This window comes from Parvibaculum sp. (assembly GCF_046297875.1).
Taxonomy (GTDB): domain Bacteria; phylum Pseudomonadota; class Alphaproteobacteria; order Parvibaculales; family Parvibaculaceae; genus Parvibaculum.
In genome coordinates this window covers 801,198-826,260 of sequence record NZ_JBKBHD010000001.1, presented here as the reverse complement: position 1 = coordinate 826,260, position 25,063 = coordinate 801,198, and the positions used below count along the sequence as shown (strand labels likewise).

24 protein-coding genes are annotated in these 25,063 nt (G+C 63.8%); 12 read left to right on the top strand and 12 right to left on the bottom strand.

Annotated features, from left to right (window positions below; genetic code table 11):
- Positions 1-59: 59 nt before the first annotated feature.
- Genes ACK4FH_RS04060 through ACK4FH_RS04045 form a run of 4 tightly spaced genes read right to left on the bottom strand, consistent with a single transcriptional unit; the run spans position 60 to position 3,070 of the window.
- Complete coding sequence (locus ACK4FH_RS04060) at positions 60-863, bottom strand: HesA/MoeB/ThiF family protein (protein ID WP_409815143.1); 804 nt, start codon at positions 861-863, stop codon at positions 60-62.
- 28 nt (positions 864-891) lie between these two features.
- Complete coding sequence (locus ACK4FH_RS04055) at positions 892-1,695, bottom strand: thioesterase family protein (protein ID WP_409811322.1); 804 nt, start codon at positions 1,693-1,695, stop codon at positions 892-894.
- 20 nt (positions 1,696-1,715) lie between these two features.
- Positions 1,716-2,318, bottom strand: coding sequence for a 2-hydroxychromene-2-carboxylate isomerase (locus tag ACK4FH_RS04050; RefSeq protein WP_409811321.1), 603 nt, complete (start codon positions 2,316-2,318; stop codon positions 1,716-1,718).
- Positions 2,319-2,341: 23 nt separating this feature from the next.
- A complete protein-coding gene (locus ACK4FH_RS04045; protein ID WP_409811320.1) occupies positions 2,342-3,070 on the bottom strand; it encodes an SDR family oxidoreductase in 729 nt (242 codons plus the stop codon).
- Positions 3,071-3,183: 113 nt separating this feature from the next.
- On the opposite strand from ACK4FH_RS04045, the gene ACK4FH_RS04040 reads away from it, so the two are divergent.
- Complete coding sequence (locus tag ACK4FH_RS04040) at positions 3,184-3,675, top strand: winged helix-turn-helix transcriptional regulator (RefSeq protein WP_409811319.1); 492 nt, start codon at positions 3,184-3,186, stop codon at positions 3,673-3,675.
- A gap of 1 nt (position 3,676) precedes the next feature.
- Here ACK4FH_RS04040 and cysK read toward each other — a convergent pair whose 3' ends face one another.
- The 6 genes from cysK to ubiE form a co-directional block, all read right to left on the bottom strand.
- Complete coding sequence (gene cysK / locus ACK4FH_RS04035) at positions 3,677-4,636, bottom strand: cysteine synthase A (protein WP_409811318.1); 960 nt, start codon at positions 4,634-4,636, stop codon at positions 3,677-3,679.
- Positions 4,637-4,696: 60 nt separating this feature from the next.
- On the bottom strand, positions 4,697-5,146 hold the full coding sequence (locus ACK4FH_RS04030; protein WP_409811317.1) for an RrF2 family transcriptional regulator: 450 nt from the start codon (positions 5,144-5,146) through the stop codon (positions 4,697-4,699).
- Positions 5,147-5,150: 4 nt separating this feature from the next.
- Positions 5,151-5,615: a dUTP diphosphatase gene (gene dut, locus ACK4FH_RS04025; protein ID WP_409811316.1), complete on the bottom strand. Its 465-nt coding sequence runs from the start codon at positions 5,613-5,615 to the stop codon at positions 5,151-5,153.
- Positions 5,612-6,856, bottom strand: coding sequence for a bifunctional phosphopantothenoylcysteine decarboxylase/phosphopantothenate--cysteine ligase CoaBC (gene coaBC, locus ACK4FH_RS04020; protein ID WP_409811315.1), 1,245 nt, complete (start codon positions 6,854-6,856; stop codon positions 5,612-5,614). Before coaBC ends, dut begins: the two co-directional genes overlap by 4 nt.
- A gap of 129 nt (positions 6,857-6,985) precedes the next feature.
- A complete protein-coding gene (gene ubiB / locus ACK4FH_RS04015) occupies positions 6,986-8,590 on the bottom strand; it encodes a 2-polyprenylphenol 6-hydroxylase (RefSeq protein WP_409811314.1) in 1,605 nt (534 codons plus the stop codon).
- A 1-nt stretch (position 8,591) separates the two neighbouring features.
- The gene (gene ubiE, locus ACK4FH_RS04010; protein ID WP_409811313.1) at positions 8,592-9,392 is read right to left on the bottom strand and encodes a bifunctional demethylmenaquinone methyltransferase/2-methoxy-6-polyprenyl-1,4-benzoquinol methylase UbiE; all 801 of its coding nucleotides are present in this window, start codon (positions 9,390-9,392) and stop codon (positions 8,592-8,594) included.
- A gap of 117 nt (positions 9,393-9,509) precedes the next feature.
- Here ubiE and mutM point away from each other — a divergent pair, with 117 nt between their 5' ends.
- The 11 genes from mutM (at position 9,510) to ACK4FH_RS03955 (ending at position 23,045) form a co-directional block, all read left to right on the top strand.
- The gene (gene mutM / locus ACK4FH_RS04005; RefSeq protein WP_409811312.1) at positions 9,510-10,391 is read left to right on the top strand and encodes a bifunctional DNA-formamidopyrimidine glycosylase/DNA-(apurinic or apyrimidinic site) lyase; all 882 of its coding nucleotides are present in this window, start codon (positions 9,510-9,512) and stop codon (positions 10,389-10,391) included.
- Positions 10,392-10,416: 25 nt separating this feature from the next.
- Complete coding sequence (locus tag ACK4FH_RS04000) at positions 10,417-10,809, top strand: hypothetical protein (protein ID WP_409811311.1); 393 nt, start codon at positions 10,417-10,419, stop codon at positions 10,807-10,809.
- A gap of 27 nt (positions 10,810-10,836) precedes the next feature.
- Positions 10,837-11,613 carry an enoyl-CoA hydratase gene (locus tag ACK4FH_RS03995; protein WP_409811310.1) on the top strand — a complete coding sequence of 259 codons (777 nt, stop codon included), beginning with the start codon at positions 10,837-10,839 and terminating at the stop codon, positions 11,611-11,613.
- A gap of 214 nt (positions 11,614-11,827) precedes the next feature.
- Positions 11,828-12,091 carry a 30S ribosomal protein S20 gene (gene rpsT, locus ACK4FH_RS03990; protein WP_409811309.1) on the top strand — a complete coding sequence of 88 codons (264 nt, stop codon included), beginning with the start codon at positions 11,828-11,830 and terminating at the stop codon, positions 12,089-12,091.
- 540 nt (positions 12,092-12,631) lie between these two features.
- Complete coding sequence (locus ACK4FH_RS03985) at positions 12,632-13,108, top strand: rhodanese-like domain-containing protein (protein WP_409811308.1); 477 nt, start codon at positions 12,632-12,634, stop codon at positions 13,106-13,108.
- A 214-nt stretch (positions 13,109-13,322) separates the two neighbouring features.
- Positions 13,323-14,747, top strand: a complete 1,425-nt coding sequence (gene dnaA, locus ACK4FH_RS03980; protein WP_409815140.1) for a chromosomal replication initiator protein DnaA — start codon at positions 13,323-13,325, stop codon at positions 14,745-14,747.
- Positions 14,748-15,148: 401 nt separating this feature from the next.
- Positions 15,149-16,267 (top strand): DNA polymerase III subunit beta, encoded by a 1,119-nt coding sequence (gene dnaN, locus ACK4FH_RS03975; RefSeq protein ID WP_409811307.1) that lies wholly within the window; start codon positions 15,149-15,151, stop codon positions 16,265-16,267.
- Positions 16,268-16,300: 33 nt separating this feature from the next.
- Entirely contained in the window at positions 16,301-17,527 is a 1,227-nt protein-coding gene (recF, locus tag ACK4FH_RS03970; protein ID WP_409815137.1) for a DNA replication/repair protein RecF, read from the top strand.
- On the top strand, positions 17,524-18,117 hold the full coding sequence (locus ACK4FH_RS03965) for an ATP-dependent Clp protease proteolytic subunit (RefSeq protein ID WP_409811306.1): 594 nt from the start codon (positions 17,524-17,526) through the stop codon (positions 18,115-18,117). Before recF ends, ACK4FH_RS03965 begins: the two co-directional genes overlap by 4 nt.
- Positions 18,118-18,158: 41 nt before the next feature.
- Positions 18,159-20,600 (top strand): DNA topoisomerase (ATP-hydrolyzing) subunit B, encoded by a 2,442-nt coding sequence (gyrB, locus tag ACK4FH_RS03960; RefSeq protein WP_409811305.1) that lies wholly within the window; start codon positions 18,159-18,161, stop codon positions 20,598-20,600.
- 132 nt (positions 20,601-20,732) lie between these two features.
- Entirely contained in the window at positions 20,733-23,045 is a 2,313-nt protein-coding gene (locus ACK4FH_RS03955) for a PBP1A family penicillin-binding protein (protein ID WP_409811304.1), read from the top strand.
- A gap of 4 nt (positions 23,046-23,049) precedes the next feature.
- Here the strand turns inward: ACK4FH_RS03955 and ACK4FH_RS03950 are convergent, their stop codons facing one another.
- Positions 23,050-24,231, bottom strand: coding sequence for a multidrug effflux MFS transporter (locus ACK4FH_RS03950; protein ID WP_409811303.1), 1,182 nt, complete (start codon positions 24,229-24,231; stop codon positions 23,050-23,052).
- A complete protein-coding gene (locus tag ACK4FH_RS03945) occupies positions 24,228-25,043 on the bottom strand; it encodes a M48 family metallopeptidase (protein ID WP_409811302.1) in 816 nt (271 codons plus the stop codon). Before ACK4FH_RS03945 ends, ACK4FH_RS03950 begins: the two co-directional genes overlap by 4 nt.
- Between the last annotated feature and the right edge of the window lie 20 nt (positions 25,044-25,063).

Genomic DNA, 25,063 nt, shown 5'->3' with positions numbered 1-25,063 from the left:
GGTGGTTGACCTAAAACGTCCTGGCCGGCCCGACTGGCCGTGACGGGGGTGGGAAGCGACTAGTTATATTTGCTCAAATCCCGGATCGTGGGGTTCTCCCCGGTCAGCGGATTCTTCGGGTCCCATTTGAGCGTGAGGGTCCGGAAGCGCGTGTCGAGCGCGTCATAGATGAGGAGCTTGCCCGCAAGGCTCGTCCCCGCGCCGGTGATTTCCTTGATGACTTCGAGCGCCTGCAGCGAGCCGATCACGCCGGTCAGAGCGCCGATCACGCCTGCTTCCTCGCAGGTCGGCACCGAGCCCGGCGGCGGCGTGTCTCCGATGAAGTCGCGGTAATTGGGTTTGGGCTTTCCTTCCGCATCGCGTTCGAAGGCGCGGAAGGTTGCAACCTGCCCTTCGAACTGGCCGACAGCGGCGGAGACGAGCGGCACCCGAGCGAAATAGCAGGCGTCGTTCACCAGAAACCGCGTCTCGAAATTGTCGCAGCCATCCGCCACCACATCATATTGCGAAATGATGGAAAACGCATTCGTGCCCGTCATGCGCTCCTTGTGCTGAATGATTCTCACATCGGGGTTGATGCGCCGGGCGGCTTCCGCCGCGCTTTCCGTTTTCGCGCGGCCGATATCGCCCGTGCCATGCGCGATCTGCCGCTGCAGGTTCGAAAGCGACACCGTGTCGTTGTCGATGATGCCGATCGTGCCGACGCCCGCTGCCGCGAGGTAGATGAGGCAGGGGCTCCCGAGCCCGCCCGCGCCGATCACGAGTACCCGCGCATCGAGGAGCTTTCGCTGCCCCGGCCCGCCGATCTCCTTCAGCACGATATGCCGTGCGTATCTTTCAAGCTGGTCGTCGCTCAGTGCCATGACGAGGTCATAGCATGGCAACGCCGTCTCACGCCATCGGCGGCAGCAGCACCGCGCTTTGGCAGGAGCGGCCGATCCAGCCATAGGCGTCGAAGATTTCCGCTTCCGTGAGCCCGCGCCCGTCGCCATGCCATGAGCCGCGCTGCGCCGTGCCGATCCATTCGCCTTTCGGCGCGCGGGCAAGGTGGAGAGAGAGATCGGCATTCGGCCACCCGCCTGCATCGGGCCGCTCGCCGCTATCCGTCACGGTAAAAAGCGTAGATACATCGGCCACCGCCATGACGGCGGAAAAAGGCGTCGGGCTTTCATGGAAAGGCCGCTTCAGGCGGAACCATTTGGCCCGCGTGCCGTCTGCATGCCGCGTATCGCGTATATCGCACAGGTCGAGAAAGCCCGGCCCTTTCACCGTCGACTTGAAAAACTCGGGCCGCTCCCATTTGGGAAACATCTCCGGCTCGAAGACGGGCTTCTCCGGCGCGCCGGGCAGCCCCTTGATTGCAAGCGGCTGCTGGAAACAGGCGCTTGCCTTCGCCTGCAGCTTGCCGCTTGCCCAAAGCTCGTTCTCGAAAACGGCAACGCGCCCGCCTTCGCGCACCGGCGTCACCTTGCTCGAAATGCCGTTAAGCGGCAGCGGCCGCAAGAGATAGAGATGCGCGGAGACAAGTGCGCCGAGCGACCGTTCCGCCGCCATCTTCTCCATTTCGCCGACGCAAAGTGCCGCCACCGCGCCGCCATGCATGCCGCCGAAGGGTCCTTGCGCTTCCGGCGCCGCCTGCCAGATGCCGCCCTCGTTGCGGAAGACGGGACTCGTGTCGATTGCCGCTGCGTTCATCCTGTCACTCACTCGATTTGTCAGCCCGCGATCGCTTCTTCAACGTCGCGCAGACGGTCCTTGCCGAAATAGATGTCGCCATCGACATAGAAAGTCGGAATGCCGAAGGCGCCGCGCTCCACCGCATTTTCGGTGTTTGCGACAAGCTTTGCCTTAACATCCGCCTCGCCGATCCGCGCGAGAATATGCGCGCCGTCGATACCGGCCGCGTCGAGCACCACCTTGATGACGTCCGGATCGTCCATCTTCTTGCCGTCTTCCCACATCGCGGCCATCACCGCATCCAGGTATTTCGGCAATATGTTTTCCTTTTCTGCCGCGATCGCGCCGCGCATGATCTGCAGCGTGTTCACCGGGAAGTGCGGATTGAACTTGAACTTCGAAAGCCCATGCTTCGTCACGAAGCGGTCGATCTCGAGGAACTGGTATTCACCCTTGTTCCGGATACCCTGATTGGCGATGACGGGCGAGACATTGTTCGTCGCCTTGAAGATGCCGCCCAGCAGCACCGGCACATATTGAAACTTTGTGGCCGTGCGCTTCTCGATCTCCGGCACCACCTTCCACGACAGATAGGCGTTCGGACTGCCGAAATCGAAAAGGAATTCCACTTTCTTCGTCATTGTTTTCGTCTCCCCAATTCTGTTCAGAAGGTTTCCATCCATGGCCTGAGATCGAGCTCATGCGTCCAGGCGTCGCGCAGCTGCACATGTATCTGCCAATAGGCTTCGGCGATATGTTCGGGGTTGAGAATCCCGTCCTGATCCTTCAGCGCATAGCGCGATGGAAAATTGTCGCGGATGAAGGCCGTGTCGATCGCGCCATCGATGATCGGATGCGCGACATGAATGCCCTTTGGCCCCAGTTCCCGCGCCATGCTTTGCGCCAGCGCCCGAAGTGCGAACTTCGCCCCGGCGAATGCGGCAAAGCCGGGGCCGCCGCGAAGGCTCGCCGTCGCACCGGTGAAGATGATCGTGCCGCGCCCGCGCGGCGTCATCACGCGCGCCGCCTCGCGGCCGGTGAGGAAGCCCGCAAAGGCCGCCATCTCCCAGACCTTGCGATAGACGCGCTCGGTCATCTCCGTGATCGGGAAATTCACATTCGCCCCGATATTGAAGACAAGCACCTCGACGGGGCCGACTTCGCGTTCCACCGTTGAGAAAAGATCGATCACCTGCGCCTCGTCCCGCGCATCCGAGCCGAAGCCCCGCGCCTCGCCGCCTTCCGCCGCTATCTCGGCGAGAAGGGGGTCGAGCTTTTCCGCGTTCCGCCGCGTGACGCAAGCCACATAGCCGCCCCTGGCGAAGCGTCTGGCTACCGCGCCGCCCGTCGCATCGCCCGCGCCGATGATGATCGCCGCTTTCCTGTCGCTCATGGCCGGGCCTCCGCTGGCTGGGGCTGAAAAGTCAGTTCTATTTTAGAACTGAAATGCAAACATGGGTTCCGAAAGGGAACCTGTCAAGCTATACTGCCGTCAAAGGAGACATCATGCGCTGGGAAGAGCTCGACCGGGAGCCTTGTTCGCTGGCTCGCTCGCTGTCCATTGTCGGCGACCGCTGGACGCTGCTCGTCCTGCGCGAATGTTTCCTGCGGGTGCGCCGCTTCGAGGAATTCGAGCAGCGCCTCGGCATCGCCCGCCACGTCCTCGCCGGCCGGCTGAAGAAACTTACCGATGCCGGCGTACTGGCCAGGGTGCCCTATCAGGAGCGCCCGCGGCGCGAGGAATACCGCCTCACCGAAAAGGGCCTCGAGCTTTATCCGGTGATGCTCGCCCTGCTCGACTGGGGCGACAAGTGGATGGCGGGCAAGGATGGCCCGCCCGTGCTCCGCCGCCACAAGTCATGCGGCAAGATCGCCCGCGCCGTACAGGTCTGTTCGGAATGCGGCGAGCCCATGGGCGCACGCGACATGACGGTCGAGCTTGGCCCGGGCGCAAGCGGCGGGGAATTGCCTCCCGCCGCGAAGGCGGAAGGCAAATAAATCAGATCCCGTCGAACAAGGCCGTCGAGAGATAGCGTTCGGCGAAGGACGGGATGATCACGACAATCGTCTTGCCCTTCATCTCGGGCCGCGCGCCCACTTCCAGCGCCACGGCAATTGCGGCACCCGACGAGATGCCGCAGGCGATGCCTTCCATCCTTGCCACCTTGCGCGCATGGTCGAAAGCCGTCTCGTTGCCGATGGTGATGACTTCGTCGATCAGCGCCTTGTCGAGATTGCCCGGCGCAAAACCCGCGCCGATACCCTGGATCATGTGCGGGCCAGGCTGTCCGCCGGACAGCACGGGGCTGTCTTCGGGCTCCACCGCAATCATCTTGAGGCCGGGCTTGCGCGCCTTCAGCACCGAGCCGACGCCGGTAAAGGTGCCCGCCGTGCCGACGCCCGAAATCACCACATCGACCTTGCCTTCCGTGTCGTTCCAGATTTCCTCCGCCGTCGTCTTGCGGTGGATTTCCGGGTTGGCCGGATTGTCGAACTGCTGCGGCATGACGGCGTTCGGATGTTGCGCGAGCAATTCCTCCGCCCGCGCGATCGCACCCTTCATGCCTTTTTCCTTCGGCGTGAGTTCGAGTTCCGCGCCGAGCAGCGCCAGCATCTTGCGCCTTTCGAGCGACATGCTCTCCGGCATGCAGAGAATGAGACGATAGCCCTTCGCCGCGCAGACAAAGGCGAGCGCAATGCCGGTATTGCCCGATGTCGGCTCGATGATGACCGTGTTTTCGGTGATCTTGCCCTGTTGCTCCAGCGCCTCGATCATCGACACGCCGATGCGGTCCTTCACGCTCGAAAGCGGGTTGAAGAATTCGAGCTTCAGCAGGATGTCGGCAACGGCACCCGCTTCCTTCGCCATGCGATTGAGGCGCACCAGCGGCGTATCGCCGATCGTCTCGGTGATGCTGTTATAGACGCGCCCGCGCCCCGGCTTCTTGCTTTCGCTCATATTGGCCTCCCGGACCTGTCTCATGGCGGCGCATCATGGCGCCGCTCATCGTCAGATAATTCAGATAATGAAGTCTGCAGTGGGTTTCGAGTTGCCGACACCGGCTTCCTCGGCCTTGCGGCAAAGATCCTCGATGGTGATGGCGTCGAGCTTCTCCATCAGTTCCTTCTGAACTTCCTGCCAGAGCGGTGCGATCACGCGCTCGCCAAGCTCGGAGGGCGTGGCCGCGGTCGGCTCGTCGGAGGCTTCCATCGCGCCCACGACGCGCACGACGTCGCCGACAAGAATGCGCCTGCGTTCCCGCGCCAGCGTATAACCGCCGCGCGGACCGCGCACGCCCTTCAGGATGCCGGCATGAACGAGCTGCTGCATCACCTGTTCAAGATAGCGCTGCGGAATGCCCTGCCGCTTGGTGATTTCCTTCGACTGAACGGGGTCTGGCCGCGCATTGATCGCAACATCGACGACGGCTTCGAGCGCAAGCCAGGTTTTCTTGGAAAGTCTGAGCATGGCGCTATCCCTTCGTTCCCGTCGAGCCGAAGCCGCCCGCGCCGCGCGCCGTCTCGTCCAGCGTCTCCACTTCGCGGCACACGGCCTGGGTCACCGGCGCCACCACCATCTGCGCAATGCGCGTGCCGCGCTCGATGGTAAAGGCGCCGCTTCCGTGATTGATGAGGATGACTTTCACCTCGCCGCGATAGTCGCAATCGATGGTGCCAGGCGAGTTGAGCACGGTGACGCCGTTTTTTGCGGCAAGGCCGGAGCGCGGGCGCACCTGCGCCTCGAAGCCCTCCGGCAGCGCAATGGCAAGTCCCGTCGGCACCAGCGCGCGCTCGCCGGGCTGAAGCATCATCGTTTCGCCCTCGGCGAGTGCGGCCATGAGGTCCATGCCCGCTGCGCCGGCGGTTTCATAGCGCGGAAGCGGCAGGCCTTGTGCATGCGGCAGGCGCTGCACACGAAGATCGATCGTCAGTGTCATTCGGCAGCCTTCGGCGTCGAGAAATGATCGGCGATGCGCCGCGCGAGACGTTCGGCAACGGCCTGCTTCGGCAAAAGCGGCCAGTCCTCCTGTCCCTCGCGGGAAATGAGATGGACGGTGTTGAGATCGCCGCCCATCACGCCCGTCGCGGGCGATACGTCATTGGCAACGATCCAGTCGCAGCCCTTGCGCTGCCGCTTCGATACGGCATGTTCGATCACCTTCTCCGTCTCGGCGGCAAAGCCGATCACGAGGGCAGGGCGGTTCACTTTCAGCTGCGACAGGGTTGCAAGAATATCCGGATTCTCGACCAGCATCAGCGCGGGCGCCTGTTCGCCGGGCTGTTTCTTGAGCTTCTGTTCCGCATCGCTCGCCACGCGCCAGTCGGCGACGGCCGCCGCGCAAATCGCGATATCGGCTGGCAGCGCTGCCTCGCAGGCTGCCAGCATCTCGCGCGCCGTCTCGACGCGCGTCACACTCACGCCCGGCGGGTTCGGCAGGTTGGTCGGGCCGGAGACAAGAACAGTCTCCGCGCCGAGCCGCGCCACGGCCTGCGCAATCGCATAGCCCTGCTTGCCGGAAGAGCGGTTGGCGAGATAGCGCACCGGGTCGATCGGTTCATGCGTCGGCCCGGAGGTGATGAGGATGCGTTTGCCCTTCAGCGGCCCGCCGCCCGGATAGGCGAGTTCCGCGAAATGGCTTTCGATGGCGGCCAGAATTTCCGCAGGCTCCGCCATCCGCCCCGGCCCATATTCGCCGCAGGCCATGTCGCCTTCATTGGGGCCCACGATACCGGCGCCATCGCCAAGCAGCGCCTCGAAATTGCGCTGCGTTGCGGGGTGCAGCCACATCCGCACATTCATGGCGGGCGCGATCAGCACCTTCTTGTCGGTCGCAAGGAGCGCCGTGCTCGCAAGATCGCCAGCCAGCCCATGCGCCATCTTCGCCATGAGATCGGCGGTTGCGGGCGCAACGACGAGGAGATCCGCATCGCGCGACAGCTCGATATGGCCCATCTCCGCCTCGTCGGTCAGGCTGAGGAGATCGGTATAGACCTTGTCGCCGGTGAGGCTCGAAACCGATAGCGGCGTCACGAAATGCTGCGCGGCTTCCGTCAGGATCGCGCGCACCGAGGCGCCCCGCTCGCGCAGGCGGCGGATGAGTTCGAGGCACTTGTAGGCCGCAATGCCACCGCCGATGATCAGCAGCACGCGCCGTCCCTTGAGGAGTGTGTCGCTCAAGCCTGTCTCCTGACTGCCTGCGGAAGTTCTGCCGCAAATTCTGTGTGAATATAACTATTCACGACGGTGATTTGTAGATCAAATCGTCGTGCAGTTCATTCCTGGAATTAAGGGTAAAAAGCTCTTTAATCAGAAGAGCTTGGTGAGTATCAGAGCGCCCGCCGCACCGATCGCGGCCCAGAGCGCCGGGTGCCACCAGGGGGATCGTGCCTCCTGCGCCCGGGCAATTGCCTCTGCAGAAGCGGGATGAATGCGCAGCCCTTCCTCGTCCACGCTATCGGCAAGAAGCCGCGCGGTGCGCTCCGCCCGGTTGAGCACGTCCGGCAGGTTCGCCATCACCCGGCCAAGCTGCATGGCACCCGCAGCCGCTTCCTCAATGCGGGCTTCCGGCCCCATCTTTTCCATCATCCAGGATTTCAGCACCGGCTCCGCGCTCTCCCAGATATTATGATCGGGGTCGAAATGCCGCGCGACGCCTTCCACCACAACCATGGTCTTCTGCAGCAGCAGAAGCTCCGGCCGCGTCCGCATGTCGAACTGTTCCGTTACCTGGAACAATTGCGCGAGGAGCTTGCCCATCGAGACCTCGCGCGCCGGCCGCCCGAAAATCGGTTCGGCGACCGAGCGCAGTGCTTGCGCAAAGGCATGGATGTTCTTTGAGTGAGGCACATAGCCCGCCTCGAAGTGAACCTCCGCCACGCGCACATAGTCCCGCATCACGAGCCCGTAGAGAATTTCCGCCATGAAGCGGCGCTCATTTGCGCCGATCCGCCCCATGATGCCGAAATCGACAGCGACGAGATTCCCCTCCGCATCGACGAAAAGATTTCCCTGATGCATGTCGGCATGGAAAAAGCCATCGCGCATGGCATGGAGCAGGAAGGACTGGATGACCTGTGTGCCGAGCCGGTGCATGTCGTGCCCTGCCGCCGCAAGCGCCTCGCGGTCGGAGGCAGGTGTGCCCTCGATCCACTCCATCGTCATCACGCGCCGCGCCGTGCGCTCCCAGTCGATCTTCGGCACGCGAAAGCCCTTGTCCTTCGCGATGTTCTCCGCCATCTCCGACATGGCGGCCGCCTCGAGCCGTAGATCCATTTCAAGCCGCACGCTTTCCGCCAGCGTCTGCACCACCTCGACAGGGCGAAGCCTGCGTGCCGGCGCGTAGTGCCGCTCGATCTGCTCGGCCACCCAGAAGAAACTTTCAAGATCGCGCGCAAAGCGTTCCTCGATACCGGGGCGAAGCACCTTCACTGCTACATTGCGTTCTTCTTCCGTCTCGCTGGCACGTTTCACGCGTGCCTTGTGCACCTGCGCGATGGAGGCTGCGGCAATCGGCGAACTGATCTCGCGGAAGAGATCGCCCATCGGCTTGCCAAGCCCCTCCTCGATGATCGCGCGCGCCTCGCCCATGCTGAACGGCGGCAGCCTGTCCTGCAGCGAGCGCAGATCGCCGGCCAGCTCATCGCCGATAATGTCCGGCCTTGTCGCAAGAAATTGCCCGAGTTTGATATAGGCGGGGCCAAGCGCCGCCAGCGCCGTTGCCAGCCGCTCGCCCGCGTCGCCTGCAGTTTCCGGCTGCGCTTCCCAGGGAAAGCGGATTTTCGCAAGCGGCATCAGCGCCAGCAGCACACCCGGCATTTCCTCGCGCAGTTCGAGCGGGAACAGCGCGTCATGCCGCCCCAGCACACGCGCCGCGCGGACAAGTCTTGCGATGGATCGGAGCGCTCTCAGCATTTCAAAGGCGCCAGCCGGAATGAAGCGCGGCAACCCCGCCCGTGAGGTTGCGATAGTTCACCCGGCCAAAGCCCGCCTCCTCGATCATGCGCTTGAATGTGTCCTGATCGGGAAAGCGGCGAATGCTCTCGACGAGATATTGATAGGGCGCGCCATCCCCCGTCACCCATTCGCCCATACGCGGTATCGCGGCAAAGGAGTAGGCGTCGTAGATGTCGTCGACGCCGGGCAGCGTCACGCGGCTGAACTCGAGGCAGAGAAATCTCCCGCCCGGCTTCAGCACGCGGAAGGCATCTTTCAGCGCCCGGTCGATATGCGTCACGTTGCGAATGCCGAAGGCGATCGTATAGGCATCGAAGGAACGGTCGGGAAAGGGAAGCGTCTCCGCATCGCCGCAGGCGAATTCAATCCGCCCCTCGAACTGCCTTGCTTCCGCGCGGCCGCGGCCGACGCCGAGCATATGCCGGTTGATGTCGCAGACCGTCACCTGCGCATTTTCGCCGGCGCGGTCGAGAAAGCGGAAGGCGATGTCGCCCGTCCCGCCCGCCACGTCGATCAGATGGAAGGGCCGCGCATTTCGCGGCGGGTTCAGCCAGTCGATCATCGACTGTTTCCATGCCCGGTGCAGCCCGCCCGACATGAGATCGTTCATCAGGTCGTAGCGGCCCGCGACATGCTCGAACACCTCGTGAACGAGGCCCGCCTTTTCCTCTTCCGCCACGGTGCGGAAGCCGAAATGGGTTTCCCTGGCGGGCGCGTCATCGCCCCTGTTTTTCGCATCTGCGCTCATGCGGCGGACCATAGACCGTTTTCCAGGCAGGCGGAACAGCCTGCCGCCGCGGGAAACGGTCCACTAAAAATGGCGCGCAGCCGCATGGGGCGCTAGGTTGATCCCGTCCCTTCCCGATCGCCGGAAACCATGCCCGAACTGCCTGAAGTCGAAACTGTGCGCCGCGGCCTCGCCCCCGCCATGGAAGGCCGCATCATCGCGCGCCTGACGCAGAAGCGGCCGGATCTGCGTTTTCCGCTACCCGAGCGTTTTGCCGCAAGGCTTTCGGGCCGCCGCATTTCGCATCTGTCGCGCCGCGCAAAATATATCCTCGCCCATCTCGAGCCGGGCGGCGGCGCCGGCGCCGAGGTTCTCATCATGCATCTCGGCATGTCGGGCCGCTTCACCATTCACGGGGCTGACGGCGCCCGCGCGCCCGGCCTTTTCCATCACGGGATGCCGGGCGGCGAGACCCATGACCACATCGTCTTCGACATGGAAGACGGCACCCGCATCGTCTATGCCGATCACCGCCGCTTCGGCTTCATGGATCTCGTGCCGGAAGCGGGGCTCGAGGACTGCCGCCATCTCGCAGGGTTGGGCCCCGAGCCGCTTGGCAATGAATTTTCGGCGGCAACGCTCGCCGTGCGCTTCAAGGGAAGGCGCACGCCGGTCAAAACCGCGCTGCTCGACCAGCGCAATGTTGCAGGGCTCGGCAATATCTATGTCTGCGAGGCGCTGTGGCGCTCGGGCATCTCGCCGAAACGGAGCGCGGCGACGGTTGCAGGCCCCGCCCGCACCGAAAGGCTCGCTGCCTCCATCCGCGATGTGCTGACGGAGGCAATCGCCGCTGGCGGCTCCACCTTGCGCGACTATGCCCATACCGATGGCGAGCTTGGCTATTTCCAGCATTCCTTCGCCGTTTACGATCGTGAAGGCGAAGCCTGTTCAAAGCCCGGTTGTGGCGGTACCGTCAGACGGATCGTGCAATCGGCGCGGTCGACATTCTATTGTCCGTCCTGCCAGAGATAGGCTCCGGCGTCGAAAGGGTTCGAAAATGGCCATCCGGCTCCGCATGCGCGCCGCCTCCTTCGCCGCCATGATTGCGCTGGCGCTGGTGGCGCCCGCTGCCGCGCAATCCGGCTATCTCGATGCCGTGGAAGATATGCCGCTCATGCAGGGCCTTGCCGAAACCGGCGATGGCGGCATGGTCTTCGACAAGCCGTCCGGCCGCATCATCCGCTCGGTCGCGCAAGGTGACGTAACGCCTGCCGGTGTTCGCGCATTTTACACCGAAACCCTGCCGCAGCTGGGCTGGACGCGTGCCGAGGAATATGAACTCATCGGCGAACTTCTGCTGTTCCGCCGCGAAGGCGAGCAGCTCGAAATCCAGATCGTGCCGCTTTCCGCCAGCCGGACGGAAGTGCGGTTCTCGATTACCCCATTATAAGATTTGCTCGATATCAGGGAGACACTCATGGCCTACCAGAACATTCTGGTTGAGAAGAAAGGCGCGGTTGGCGTCGTCACGCTGAACCGCCCCGATGCGCTCAACGCGCTCAACAAGGGCCTGATGGATGAATTGACGGCAGCCCTCGATGCCTATGAGGCCGATGACGCCGTGCATTGCATCGTCATCACCGGCTCGCAAAAGGCCTTCGCCGCCGGCGCCGACATCAAGGAAATGCAGCCGAAATCCTATATGGATGTCTACAAGGAAGACTTCATCACCGCGAACTGGGAGCGCGTCACGCGCTGCCGCAAACCGGTGATCGCCGCGGTCGCGGGCTATGCGCTGGGCGGCGGCTGCGAACTTGCCATGATGTGCGACTTCATCATCGCCGCCGACACCGCAAAGTTCGGCCAGCCCGAGATCAAGCTCGGCGTCATGCCGGGTGCGGGCGGCTCGCAGCGCCTCACCCGCTTTGTCGGCAAGTCGAAGGCGATGGAAATGTGCCTGACCGGCCGCATGATGGACGCAGAAGAGGCGGAGCGTTCGGGCCTCGTCAGCCGCGTCGTGCCTGCAGACCAGCTCCTGGACGATGCGCTGAAAACCGCGCAGACGATTGCGGACATGTCGCTCCCCATCGCCATGATGACCAAGGAAAGCGTCAACCGCTCCTACGAAACCACCCTTTCTGAGGGCGTCCGCTTCGAGCGGCGGCTCTTCCATTCCATGTTCGCGACCGACGATCAGACCGAAGGCATGGCCGCCTTCGTCGAAAAGCGGAAGCCGCAGTTCCGCAATCGCTGAATAATGAGCCGGCAAAAGGGCGGAAAACCGGTCTTTTCGCCCCGGCTTCCGGCCTTTGTGAGTCCGGTTGACGAATGGGGGGTCCGCGCGTATAAACCCGGCTTTCGAGGGGTCGGCTTGTGCGGGAGCGCGAGCCGCCTTTCTTTATAACCGACAGTTTTCGCAGCACGGAACCGGACGGGTTCGCAAGCTGCCGACAAGGGCCCGAAGTTCGATGGCGAATACGAAATCCGCAAAGAAGGCGATCCGCAAGATTGAAGCGCGCACGGAAGTGAACCGCGACCGCCGCAGCCGCATGCGCACCTTCTGCCGCAAGGTCGAAGAAGCGATCGCGAGCGGCGACAAGTCCGCTGCCGAGACCGCGCTTCGCGCCGCGCAGCCGGAAATCATGCGCGCCGCGCAGAAGGGCGTGATCCACAAGAACACTGCCTCGCGCAAGGTGTCGCGTTTCTCCGCTCGCGTGAAGGCGCTTGCCTGACGGGCACTTCTTCGCCGCGCTACAGCCGGCGATATCCTGCTTCGACACATGATTGACGAAAGCCCGCGAAATTTTTCGCGGGCTTTTTCGTTTCGTGCGCGCAGCGAATTCGTGACGCGCCGCAACTACAGAACACGCGCATGAATGTTGCGCGAAACAAAACACTTCACATGCGGGCACTTGCGCGTCGCGGTGTATGTGTGCGTTGCATGCACTACATCATCTTGGGTGCGCGCGAGGTGTCACAGACGCAAAAATTTTGTGACGGGAGTGATTCTTCCGCTTGCCCTTCCGGGGTCCAGCCGGTATGTTTAACAACCTCAGCGGGGCCGGTGATTACTGTGATTTTCGAGTAAAAATTTAGCGAATACAGTATTTCATCTTCCTCGCCCGAGAAAAACCAAAGTATCCAGACAGATTGCCAGTGACGAGCCGGGGTGAATTGGCTATTACCCTTGTGCGGGCGGATGTCTTGTGTCCGGCGTTCGGGGGAGCGCCGGTCCGGGTTGGGGTCATTGGGAAGCGAGCGGCGGGGTGAACATGTCGGACAAAGCGGAGGAGGGCGGCCTGCCCGAAATTGTCGGGGCGCATCCCGGTAATTACGCAGGCGACGTGACGCCTGCCGAAACCTGGCGCGTCCTCCGCGAAAATCCCGATGCCGTTCTCGTCGATGTACGCACCCGCGCCGAATGGTCCTTTGTCGGCGTTCCGGACCTTTCCGCCGCCGGCAAGGAGCCGGTGCTGATGGAGTGGCAGCTTTTCCCGACCATGGCGCTCAATCCGGGTTTTGCCGCGGGCTTGTCCTCGGCTCTTGGCCAGTCGCATAAGAATGCGCCTGTGTTCTTTCTTTGCCGCTCCGGCGCGCGCAGCCGCGCGGCGGCCATCGCGATGACGGGCGTGGGGTTCAGCCGCTGCTTCAATATTGCGGGCGGTTTCGAAGGCGATCTCGATGCGTCGAAACATCGGGGCACGAATAGTGGGTGGAAGGCGGCGGACCTTCCCTGGGTGCAGTCCTGACGCGCGGGCGGCGAGACGTCTGGATGGGCTGAGGCGGCGCAAGCCGGACTAGAGGCGAACCGGGATGCCGTTTCGGGTTCCGGTCAGAATTGAAGAGGCTGAGGGTTTGGACGAGGATCAGATGAGGCCAGCATCGGCAGAAAGGCAGCCGCGCAATGTATCGGACATGCCGCTTCCTTCCGCGGAGGGCTCGCGCGTGCGCGCCGCGTCCGTCATGACGCTGGCTGACCAGTGGCGGCGTGTGCGCGCAAGGCTTCAGGCCGAGCTGGGCGAAGCGACGTTCAACAGCTGGTTCAAGCAGGTCGATCTGATCGGCGTCGATGAGGGCCGCGTGATGCTCTCCGTGCCGACGCGCTTCATCCGCAACTGGATCGTCTCGCATTATGCGGACCGTCTGGCAAAGCTCTGGGAGGAGGAAGATGCTTCCTTCGCCCGTGTCGATATCGTCGTTCATTCCGATCCCCGCACTGAAGCGCGGCCGCAGCTGGAAGAGCCCGCCATCCGCGAGGAACGGGCCGTTTCGCCGCTCCCGCGCGAGGAGGTTGTGCTCTCCGCCGCCGTGCCGCAGGGCTTTGAGGATGCCGGCGTCGGTGCGCCGCTCGACCCGCGCTTCACCTTCGATGCTTTCGTGGTCGGCAAGTCGAACGAGCTTGCCCATGCGGCTGCGCGCCGCGTGGCGGAGGCGACGGACGTCACCTTCAATCCGCTTTTCCTTTATGGCGGCGTCGGTCTCGGCAAGACGCATCTGATGCACGCCATCGCCTGGGAAATCCGCAAGCGCCATCCCGAGCGCAAGGTGCTTTACCTCTCGGCCGAAAAGTTCATGTACCAGTTCGTTCGCGCACTGCGCTTCAAGGACACGATGGCCTTCAAGCAGCAGTTCCGTTCGGTCGACGTGCTGATGATCGACGACGTGCAGTTCATCTCAGGCAAGGATTCGACGCAGGAAGAATTCTTCCACACCTTCAATGCCTTGATCGACCACAACCGTCAGGTCATCATCTCGGCAGACCGCTCGCCGTCTGATCTCGACGGTATCGAGGAGCGCATCCGCTCGCGCCTCGGCTGGGGTCTCGCCGCCGACATCCACCCGACGGATTACGAGCTTCGCCTCGGCATCCTTCAGGCCAAGGCCGACGAGATGATGAGCCGCAATGGCCCGGTCGCCATTCCGCCCGGCGTTCTCGAATTCCTCGCGCATCGCATCGTCTCGAATGTGCGCGAGCTGGAAGGCGCGCTGAAACGTGTCGTGGCTTACGCCTCTCTGGTTGGCCGCCCGATCACCCTCGACATGGCGCAGGAAGTGCTGCGCGATCTGCTGCGCTCCAACGACCGCAAGATCACCATCGAGGAAATCCAGCGCCGCGTGGCCGAGTATTACAACGTCCGCCTCGCCGATATGCTGTCCGCCCGGCGCGCCCGCGCCGTTGCCCGGCCCCGTCAGGTCGCCATGTACCTGTCGAAGCAGCTCACCACCCGCTCGCTGCCCGAGATCGGCCGCAAGTTCGGTGGCCGCGACCACACCACGGTGATCCATGCCGTGCGCAAGATCGACGAGCTTTGCCAGGTCGATTCCGGCATCGAGGAGGATGTCGATCTGCTGCGCCGGATGCTCGAAGGCGGTCACGGCGCGGGCTGACGGGCCCGCCTGCAGGGGCCTTTGAAAAGCCCTTTCGAATCAGTGGGTTAATTCCCGCCTGACGGCGTGTTGCCTTGTCCCGCAAGGCGCCGAAAAACGTGCATGACGCGGCCGATCTGCTATACTTGTTCCTGCGAATTTCTGCGGCATTCCGGCAATCGCCGGAGCCTGCCCGGCAGGAGCGCCCGGCCGGTGGCACGGGGCTTCGTCCGGGTTGTCGTCCGACCCCCTGTTCGCAGTGGTTTCGAGGAATTGGCGCTCCCGCTCCGGGCCGCGCGATCCCCCTCCGACACCCTTGGACAAGGGAAGGGCAGTCCGGCCGAAATCGCCGGCTGCGGGCATCTGGCGCCTGCGCCGCAGGGTAGATCAAGCAAGCCCGGATGGGGGACTGAAGAGAGACCATGAAGATCACGATCGAACGGGGCGCGCTGCTCAAGTCTCTCAATCATGTGCAGTCGGTCGTTGAACGCCGCAACACCATACCGATCCTGTCGAATGTGCTCATCAAGGCCGAGAACGGCCAGCTGAGCCTCACCGCCACCGATCTCGACATCGAGATCGTGGAGGCGATCGACGCCGATGTGGCACAGCCCGGCGCAACCACGGCTTCGGCGCATACGCTTTACGACATCGTGCGCAAGCTGCCCGATGGCGCGCAGGTGGAACTGTCCACCGGCGCCGATGAAGGCCGCCTGCAGCTCACCGCCGGCCGCTCGCGCTTCGCGTTGCAGTCGCTGCCGCAGGAAGATTTCCCTGCCATGGCCGCAGGCTCGCTGCCGCACCGCTTCGAGCTTCCCGCCGAAGCCATGCGCCGCCTGATCGACAAGACGCGCTTTGCGATCTCCACCGAAGAGACGCGATACTATCTGAACGGCATCTATTTCCATGCGGTCGAAGGCGGCAAGCAGAAGGCGTTGCGCGCCGTCGCGACAGACGGGCACCGTCTCGCCCAGGTCGATCACGATCTGCCCGAAGGTGCCTCCGGCATGCCGGGCGTCATCGTGCCTCGCAAGACCGTGCTCGAATTGCAGAAGCTGCTCGAAGGCGGCAGCGGCGCGCTTTCGGTCGGCGTTTCGGAAACCAAGATCCGATTCGAGTTCGACGGCATCGTGCTGACATCGAAACTGATCGACGGCACCTTCCCCGATTATGGCCGCGTCATTCCTGCCGGCAATGACAAGCTGATGCAGGTCGATGGCAAGCGTTTTGCCGAAGCGGTCGATCGCGTCTCCACCATCTCGACGGAAAAGTCGCGCGCCGTGAAGCTCAATATCGAGGACGGCAAGCTGACGCTTTCGGTCACCAACCCGGATTCGGGCAGCGCCACGGAAGAACTTTCCGTTTCCTATTCGAGCACGCCGCTCGAAATCGGTTTCAATGCCCGCTACCTGCTCGACATCACGGGGCAGCTCGACGGCGCCGAGGCGAGCTTCGCTTTCGCCGATTCCGGCTCCCCCACGCTGGTGCGCGATAGCGAGGACAGCCTCGCCGTCTACGTGCTCATGCCGATGCGGGTCTGAGCGGGCAACAGGCGGAAGGCTTGAGGATTGGGAGTGCATTACACGGGTGAATTGCGCGCCATCGGCCGGCCGGCATCCTCGCCGGACCTGTCCGGCATGGGCGTTGCCGCGCCCGGCCTCAGGCTCAGCCGCCTCGTGCTCACCGATTTCCGTTCCTATGCCCGCGCCGAACTTCATCTCGATGGCCGCCCCGTCGTGCTGACGGGCGAGAACGGCGCCGGCAAGACCAATCTTCTCGAGGCCGTCTCGCTGCTCTCGCCGGGGCGAGGTTTGCGCGGCGCGGCCTATGCCGAGCTTGCGCGCGATGGCGGCGCGGGCGGCTGGGCGGTCGCCGCCACGCTCGAAACGGATGGAGGCCCCGTCCGCATCGGCACCGGGCTTGAAGCGGGCGCCGATATCGGTTCGCGCAGCCGCGCCGTGCGCATCGGCGGCGAGCAGGCCGGACCTTCCGCGCTTGCCGAACTCGTCTCGCTCGTCTGGCTTACACCCGCGATGGACCGTCTTTTCGTCGAGGGCGCGAGCGAGCGCCGCCGCTTCCTCGATCGGCTCGTCATGGGCTTCGACCCCGTGCATGGCACCCGCGCCAATGCCTATGACCGGGCGCTGCGCGAACGCAACAAGCTGCTCTCCGATCAGGTCTTCGACGACGCCTGGCTTTCGGGCCTCGAGGAACAGATGGCCGGACATGGCGTTGCTATAGCGGCTGCCCGCCGCGAAATGCTGGCGCGGCTGCGCGGTGCGCTTGCCGCCGCAAGCGAAGGCGCCTTTCCCCGCGCCGAAGTCGCAATCGAAGGCATGCTCGAAGCGGCCCTCGAAACGGAACCTGCTGTCGATGTCGAGGATCGTTTCCGCCATCTGCTGAAGGACATGCGCGCGCGCGATGCAGGCGCCGGCCGCGCGCTGGACGGGCCGCATCGCAGCGATCTTCTCGTCCGCCACATGGGCAAGGACCGCGAGGCGCGCCAATGCTCGACCGGCGAGCAGAAGGCATTGCTCATCGGCATCGTGCTTGCCAATGCACGCCTCATGGCCGCGATGGGCCGCCCGCCCATCCTGCTGCTCGACGAGATTGCCGCCCATCTCGATGGCGAGCGGCGCGCCGCGCTGTTCGATGAAATCATCGGCCTCGATCTTCAGGCTTTCATGACGGGTGCGGACCCGTCCCTCTTTGCCTCTCTGGGGTCGCGTGCGCAGAACCTGCATGTCGACCGCGGCGCCGTCAAAGGCGCTGCACCCGCAACCGAAGGAAATGTGGAATGAGAAACGACAACGACACGCCGGATATCGATGCCGCGAAGGCTGCCTTCACGCCGCTTGTGGAGCAGGGCCTCTTCAAGTCGCGCACCGTGCTCGTCACCGGCGAGGTTAACGACCGTCTTGCGCGCCAGGTTTGCGAGCGCCTTCTTGCCATGGCGGGCGAGAACGACGATCCGATCACCGTGATAGTTTCCTCACCGGGCGGCCATGTCGAATCGGGCGACATGATTCACGACATGATCAAGTTCATCAAACCGCGTGTCCGTGTGCTCGGCACTGGCTGGGTCGCAAGTGCGGGCGCGCTTATCTATGTCGCCGCCAATCTCGAAGACCGCTACACGCTGCCGAATACGCGCTTCCTGCTCCATGAACCGCGCGGCGGCGTGCGCGGCTCGGCCACGGAAATCGACATCCAGGCGCGCGAAGTGCTGCGCATGCGCGAGCGCCTCAACAAGATTTTCGCAGAAGCCACCGGCCAGCCGCTGGAGCGCATCGTGAAGGACACGAACCGCGACTACTGGATGAGCGCCGAAGAGGCGAAAGAATATGGCGTGGTCGGAAAGATAATCCGCACCGCCGCCGAAATCGTCTGACCGAGACTTTAGACGCGCTTCGAGAAACTAAGGAAAGCAAGATGTCCAATCCCGCCGACGGAACACCGGAAGAATATGGTGCGGAATCGATCAAGGTCCTGAAGGGCCTCGATGCGGTACGCAAGCGCCCCGGTATGTATATCGGCGATACGGATGACGGCTCCGGCCTCCACCACATGGTCTATGAAGTCGTCGACAATTCGATCGACGAGGCGCTGGTCGGCTATTGCGACGCGGTGAACGTGCGTCTCAATGCCGACGGCTCCGTCACCGTCATGGACAATGGCCGCGGTATCCCGGTGGAGATCCACAAAGGCGAGGGCGTGTCCGCAGCCGAAGTCATCATGACCCAGCTCCATGCGGGCGGTAAGTTCGACCAGAATTCCTACAAGGTGTCTGGCGGTCTGCATGGCGTCGGCGTCTCGGTCGTGAATGCGCTGTCCGACTGGCTTGAAATGCGCATCTGGCGCGCCGGCAAGGAGCACTTCATCCGCTTCCAGCATGGCGTGCCCGACGCGCCGCTCGCCGTCACGGGCGATGCGCCCATGAAGGATGGCAAGCCGGTCACCGGCACGGAAATCACATTCCATCCCTCCGCCGGAACCTTCACCCAGACGGAGTTCAGCTTCTCCACGCTCGAACACCGCCTGCGCGAACTCGCCTTTCTCAACTCAGGCGTGAAGATCAATCTCACCGATCATCGAGGTGTCGAGCCGAAGGAAGTGAACCTCATGTATGAGGGCGGTCTCGAAGCCTTTGTCCGCTTTCTCGACCGCACCAAGACGCCGCTCATCTCGAAGCCCATCGCCATCGGTGCGGAGCGCGACGGCATCACCGTCGAAGTCGCCATGTGGTGGAACGACAGCTACCACGAGAATATGCTCTGCTTCACGAACAACATTCCCCAGCGCGACGGTGGCACCCATCTCGCCGGTTTTCGCGGCGCGCTCACCCGCGTCATCAACAGTTACGCGAATGAGAGCGGCATTGCCAAAAAGGAAAAGGTGAGCCTGACGGGCGACGATGCGCGCGAAGGTCTCACCTGCGTCCTCTCGGTGAAAGTGCCCGATCCGAAATTCTCGTCGCAGACGAAGGACAAGCTTGTCTCCTCGGAGGTCCGTCCCGTGGTCGAAAGCCTCGTCAACGATGCGCTCTCGACCTGGCTCGAGGAGCATCCTGCCGAGGCGCGCCAGATCGTGACCAAGGTGGTGGAAGCCGCCGCTGCGCGCGAAGCTGCCCGCAAGGCGCGCGAACTGACGCGCCGCAAGGGCGCGCTTGATGTGTCGAGCCTGCCCGGCAAGCTCGCCGACTGCCAGGAGCGCGATCCCGCGAAATCCGAACTCTTCATCGTCGAGGGCGACTCGGCCGGCGGCTCCGCCAAGCAGGCGCGCGACCGCTCCAATCAGGCGGTGCTGCCGCTTCGCGGCAAGATCCTCAATGTCGAACGCGCCCGCTTCGACAAGATGCTCTCGTCGAATGAAATCGGCACACTCATCACCGCGCTCGGCACGGGCATCGGCCGCGACGATTTCAACATCGAGAAGCTCCGCTACCACAAGATAATCATCATGACCGACGCCGATGTCGACGGCGCCCATATCCGCACGCTGCTCCTCACCTTCTTCTATCGCCAGATGCCGGAAGTGATCGAGCGCGGCCATCTCTATATCGCGCAGCCGCCGCTCTACAAGGTGCGCCGCGGCTCGTCGGAAACCTATCTGAAGAACGAGAAGGCGCTGGCCGACTTCCTCATCGCAACCGGCATCGAGGACATGGTTCTGACGCTGCATGACGGTTCGCAGCGCGCCGGACCCGACCTCCAGGACATTGTTGCCAAGGCGCGGTCGATCCGCAATGTGCTCGACGGTATTCCCGGCAAGTATCCGCATTTCGTGGTCGAGCAGGCGGCAATCGCCGGTGCGCTCAACCCGAAGGCGCTCGCCGAGCCCGAACAGGCGGCAACGGCGGCGGCCTATATCGCGCGCCGTCTCGATCTGCTCTCGGAGGAAACCGAACGTGGCTGGACGGGTGAGGCAACGGAAGACGGCGGCCTGCGTTTCGCGCGCGAGGTGCGTGGCGTCCGCGAGGAAGTGCTGATCGACGGTCCGCTGATTGCGAGCGCCGATGCCCGCCGCCTCGACAGCTACACCGCCCATCTCCAGGAAGTCTATGTGAAGGCCGCGACCCTTCGCCGCAAGGACGACGCCCATGCGATCCGCTCGCCCTCTCAGCTTCTCGAAGCGGTGCTGGCAGCAGGCTCCAAGGGCAACACCGTCCAGCGCTACAAGGGCCTTGGCGAGATGAACCCCGGCCAGCTCTGGGAAACCACGCTCGACCGCGACGCCCGCTCGCTTCTGCAGGTGAAGATCCGCGAGCTTGACGAGGCCGACGACCTTTTCGTGAAGCTCATGGGCGATGTCGTGGAGCCGCGCCGCGACTTCATCCGCGAGAACGCGCTCTCGGTCGCGAATCTCGATATTTGACGGGAACGGGGCGGAAGCGTTAACAGCGCGTTAACCAGCCCTGTCTAGCTTCGGCACAGGCTCTCCAAGAGGGGAAAGCCGGCGCGAGAGGCAGCCTGTGTCATGTCGTCCCGGAAGGCCCGGATAAATCGGTTGGACCGCGACGAGGACTGGAACGAAGCGGACTGGCAGCTTGTCCGCCGCTCCGGTCTCGGGCCGGTGCGTCTCGCTGTCGGGGCAAATTCGGATATTCTGGCGGAACAGCAGGAAGAATTCGGCGGCAGCATGAGCCGGTGGGACGACGATGAGTGGGAAGATCGCGGCTATCGCCGCATCGAGCCAACCTTCACCCGTGAAGGCGCTCGCAAGAAATCCGCGCCCAAAAAATCTGCGCCCCGGCCCGCTGCATCGCCCAAAAAACCGGCTGCGAAGAAATCGCCGGCGCGCAAACCCGCAAGCCCGCGGCTGAGCGCCGCCGACAGGCCAGGTGCCTCTGCGCGCCGTGGTTCGCGCGGCCTTCTCGGCAACATTCTCTATGGTGTCGTCGTGCTCTGCCTCTGGGCCATGATCGCCTTTGGCGCCATGCTCTTCTGGTACGGACTGAACCTGCCCGACACGTCCGGCCTCTACAATACGCGCCACACGCCGTCCATTTCCATCATCGCGACTGATGGCGAGGTGCTGAGCCATCGCGGCGATCTCACCGGCGGCTTCACCACCGTCGCGGAGCTGCCGCCCCATGTGCCGCAAGCCGTGCTCGCGACGGAGGACCGCCGCTTCTACTGGCATTTCGGTGTCGATCCGATCGGCCTTGCCCGTGCCGTCGTCGTCAACTGGCGCGCCGGCGCCTATGTGCAGGGCGGCTCGACCATCACCCAGCAGCTTGCAAAGAACATCTTCCTCAAGCCCGAGCGCACGCTCTCGCGCAAGATCGAGGAAATGGTGCTCGCCGTCTGGCTGGAGCTGCGCTTCAGCAAGGACGAGATTCTCACCCTCTATCTAAACCGTGTTTACTTTGGCGGCGGCGCCTATGGGCTTGAAGCCGCATCGGAACGCTATTTCCGCAAGCCCGCCCGCGCGCTGACATTGCCAGAAGCCGCGATGCTGGCCGGTCTCCTCAAGGCGCCCTCGCGCTACTCGCCGACCAACGACATCGACCTCGCCCGCGAGCGCGCACGCATCGTGCTGCAGAACATGGTCGCCGCCGGTTACATCGCGCCGGAAGACGCGCATCTCGGCAGCACCGCACCTGCCAATCTTCAGGGCTATGCCACGCGCGGTTCGATCAACTATTTCGTCGACTGGATCGCCGATGCACTGCCCGACTATGCCGGCCGCCCCGATACCGATGTCCATGTCATGGCGACCATCGACCCCGATCTGCAGCGCGAAGCCGAGCGCGTCATCTCCGAAATGCTCGCGAGCGAAGGCGCTGCTCTCGATGTAAGCCAGGCCGCCCTCGTCGCCTTGACGCCTGACGGCGCCGTGCGTGCGATGGTCGGCGGTAAGTCCTATGCGCAAAGCCAGTTCAATCGCGCGGTGCAGGCAAAGCGCCAGCCCGGCTCCGCCTTCAAGCCGATCGTCTATCTAACCGCGATGGAGCGCGGCTTAACGCCGGATACATCGCGTGTCGACCGCCCCGTCACCTATGGTGGCTGGTCGCCCGCGAACTATTCCGGCCGCTTCGAAGGCGAGATGACGCTGCGCACCGCGCTCGCCAAATCTACAAACACCGTCGCCGTGCAGCTCGCTCATGAAGTCGGCATCCGAAATGTCGTCTCGACCGCGCGCCGCCTCGGCCTGCAGGACGATCTGCCGGCGAACCTTTCGCTTGCGCTCGGCACCGGCAGCGTCAATCTGCTCGAGCTCACTGCCGCATATGCCGCTTTCGCCAATGGCGGCTATGGCGTCATCCCGCACGGTATCGAGGAAGTGCGCGCCGAAAATGGTGAGGAACTTTATCGCCGTCAGGGCTCGGGTATCGGCCGCATCGCCGATCAGCGTTCCGTCGCCTATATGAACGACATGCTGAAAGCCGTGATGATCTATGGCACGGGCCGCAACTCCACGCTTCCCGGCCGTCCTGTCGGCGGTAAGACGGGCACCAGCCAGGATTTCCGCGATGCCTGGTTCGTCGGTTACTCGGCCGATCTCGTGGTTGGCGTCTGGGTCGGCAATGATGATGGCAAGCCGATGAAGGAAGTCACCGGCGGCACATTGCCTGCTCGTATCTGGAATGCCTTCATGACGCGCACTCAGGAAGGCGTGCCCATCGCGCAATTGCCGGATGTGGTGCCTGTCGAAGTCGCCGCGCGCGAGGCGCTCGGCCAGCCAGCTCCCGGCGCCATCTCGTCCGCACCCGACAGCTATGAGTGGGAACAGCCGGGCTTCTTCGAGCGTCTCTTCGGCATGGGCGGTGGCGGCAGCGGTGATCGTCCGCTCCTCCAGCCGGGTGGCCGGCGCTAGCGCCTCATGCCCGCCGCCGTCCGATCTGGGTCACGGCAAATGTAATCACACCCATCGCCGCGATCGTGCCCACCATAGGCATCGGGCCCTGATCGACGCCAAGTCCGACATAGATGCCGGCAAGCGCGCCCGCAATCGATTGCAGAAAGCCGAGCAGCGACGAGGCAGTTCCCGCCATTTCGGGAAAGGGCGTCAGCGCGCCCGCCATCGCCTGCGGCATGGAAAGCCCGACGGCGAAACCGAAGATCACGATCGGCATGACGATGGAGAGCGCGGAAGGCGCGACCGAATGTGCGGTCAGCATCAGCAATCCGCCAAGCGCCGCGCAGAACCCGCCGAAGCGCAGGGTGGCATTGATCCCGAGCCGCCTGACAAGCCGCGCGCCGGTCAGCGAGCCCGCCACATAGCCGCCCGCCATCACGCCAAAGCAAAGCCCATAGACGACCGGCGAAAGCCCGAACTCCCTCTGCAGCACGAAGGACGAACCGGAGATGAAGGCAAACAGCCCGCAAAAGGCCGCGCTCGCAATGGCGAGATATTTGAGGAAGCGCCGGTCGACGATGAGGCGCCGGTAATTGGCAAGGATCGCGGCAGGCGCCGCGCTTTGCCGCCGCGCCGCGGGCAGCGTCTCGTCGAGGCTCGTCATCACAATTGCGGCAAGCACGGCGCCGAAAGCGCCCATCGCGATGAAATTCGCTTTCCAGCCGTAAAGATCCTCGATCACGCCCCCAAGCATGGGCGCCGCCGCCGGCACAAGCCCCATGATCGCCGCCATCTTGGCGAGCATCTGCCCCGCCTCCGGCCCTTCATAGAGATCGCGCACGATCGCCCGCGCCAGCACCACGGATGCGCCGCCACCTACCGCCTGCAGCAGCCGTGCCGCGATCAGCTGGTCGATGGTGGCAACGAAGAGCGAAACGAAACAGCCGATAATGTAGAGCACGAAGCCGCCGAGCAGCACCGGGCGGCGGCCATAGCGGTCGGCCAGCGGCCCGTAGAAAAGCTGCGATCCGGCAAAGCCGATCAGATGCACACTGAGGGTAAGCTGCGTTGCACCTGTCGATGCGCCGAAGGTTTCGGCAATCGCCGGGAGCGACGGCAGATACATGTCGGTCGACAGCGGCCCCACCGCCGTCAGCCCGGCCAGAAACACGGTGAAAGCCGCCGTGCCGGGCGAAAGCCTCATCGGGCCGGATAGTAATTTCCGCGGGCTCCGCCTGCGAAAATTCCAACCGGGTCGGCGCCGAAGCGATGCAGGCCCGGGCCGTTGAGTTCGAGCCAGCGTTTTGCAGGCTCGTAATTCGGTATCGCCTCTTCCACCAGCGCCCAGAAGCGCGGCGCGTGATTCATGTGCCTGATATGCGCCACTTCATGGGCCGCCACATATTCGAGCACATAGGAGGGCGCGAGAATGAGCCGCCATGAAAAGGAGAGCGCGCGCGACGGCGAACACGAACCCCAGCGCGTGGTCGTGTCGCGCACCGTGATGCGCGAAGGCCGCACGTCGAACTGCTCGGCATAGAAAAGCGCGCGTTCGTTGAGTTCGTCCCGAGCCTTTCCCTTCAGCCAGTCGGTCACGCGCCGCTGCACGAAATCGGGATGGCCGGTCACGCGGATTTCCGGGAGCCCGCCCGTGTCGATGCTGCGCACCCGCCAGACGGGGCCGCGCTCCATCGCGTCCTCGCGCCTCGCGCCGATATAGCGGACCACATGTTCCTTGCCGCGATAGGGAATATGCGCGCCGTTGCGGAAGGGTACCGGCGGCGGTACCCGGTCGAGACGTTCGGCAATCCAGTCGCGTTGCTCGCGGGCAAAGAGCAGCGCCTTGCCAACGCTGCCCCGCGAAGGCGCCGTCACCTGAACGGAGCCGGCGGCGAGGTCTACGCGCACGATCATGCGCTTCGCCCTCGGGTTGTGGCGAACCGTCACCGGCACGGCCCTTCCGTCGATATGGATATAGTCGAGATGGAGCGAAGCAGGCTTCACTGGTTTGTTCATAATGCGGTCGAGCCCAAATC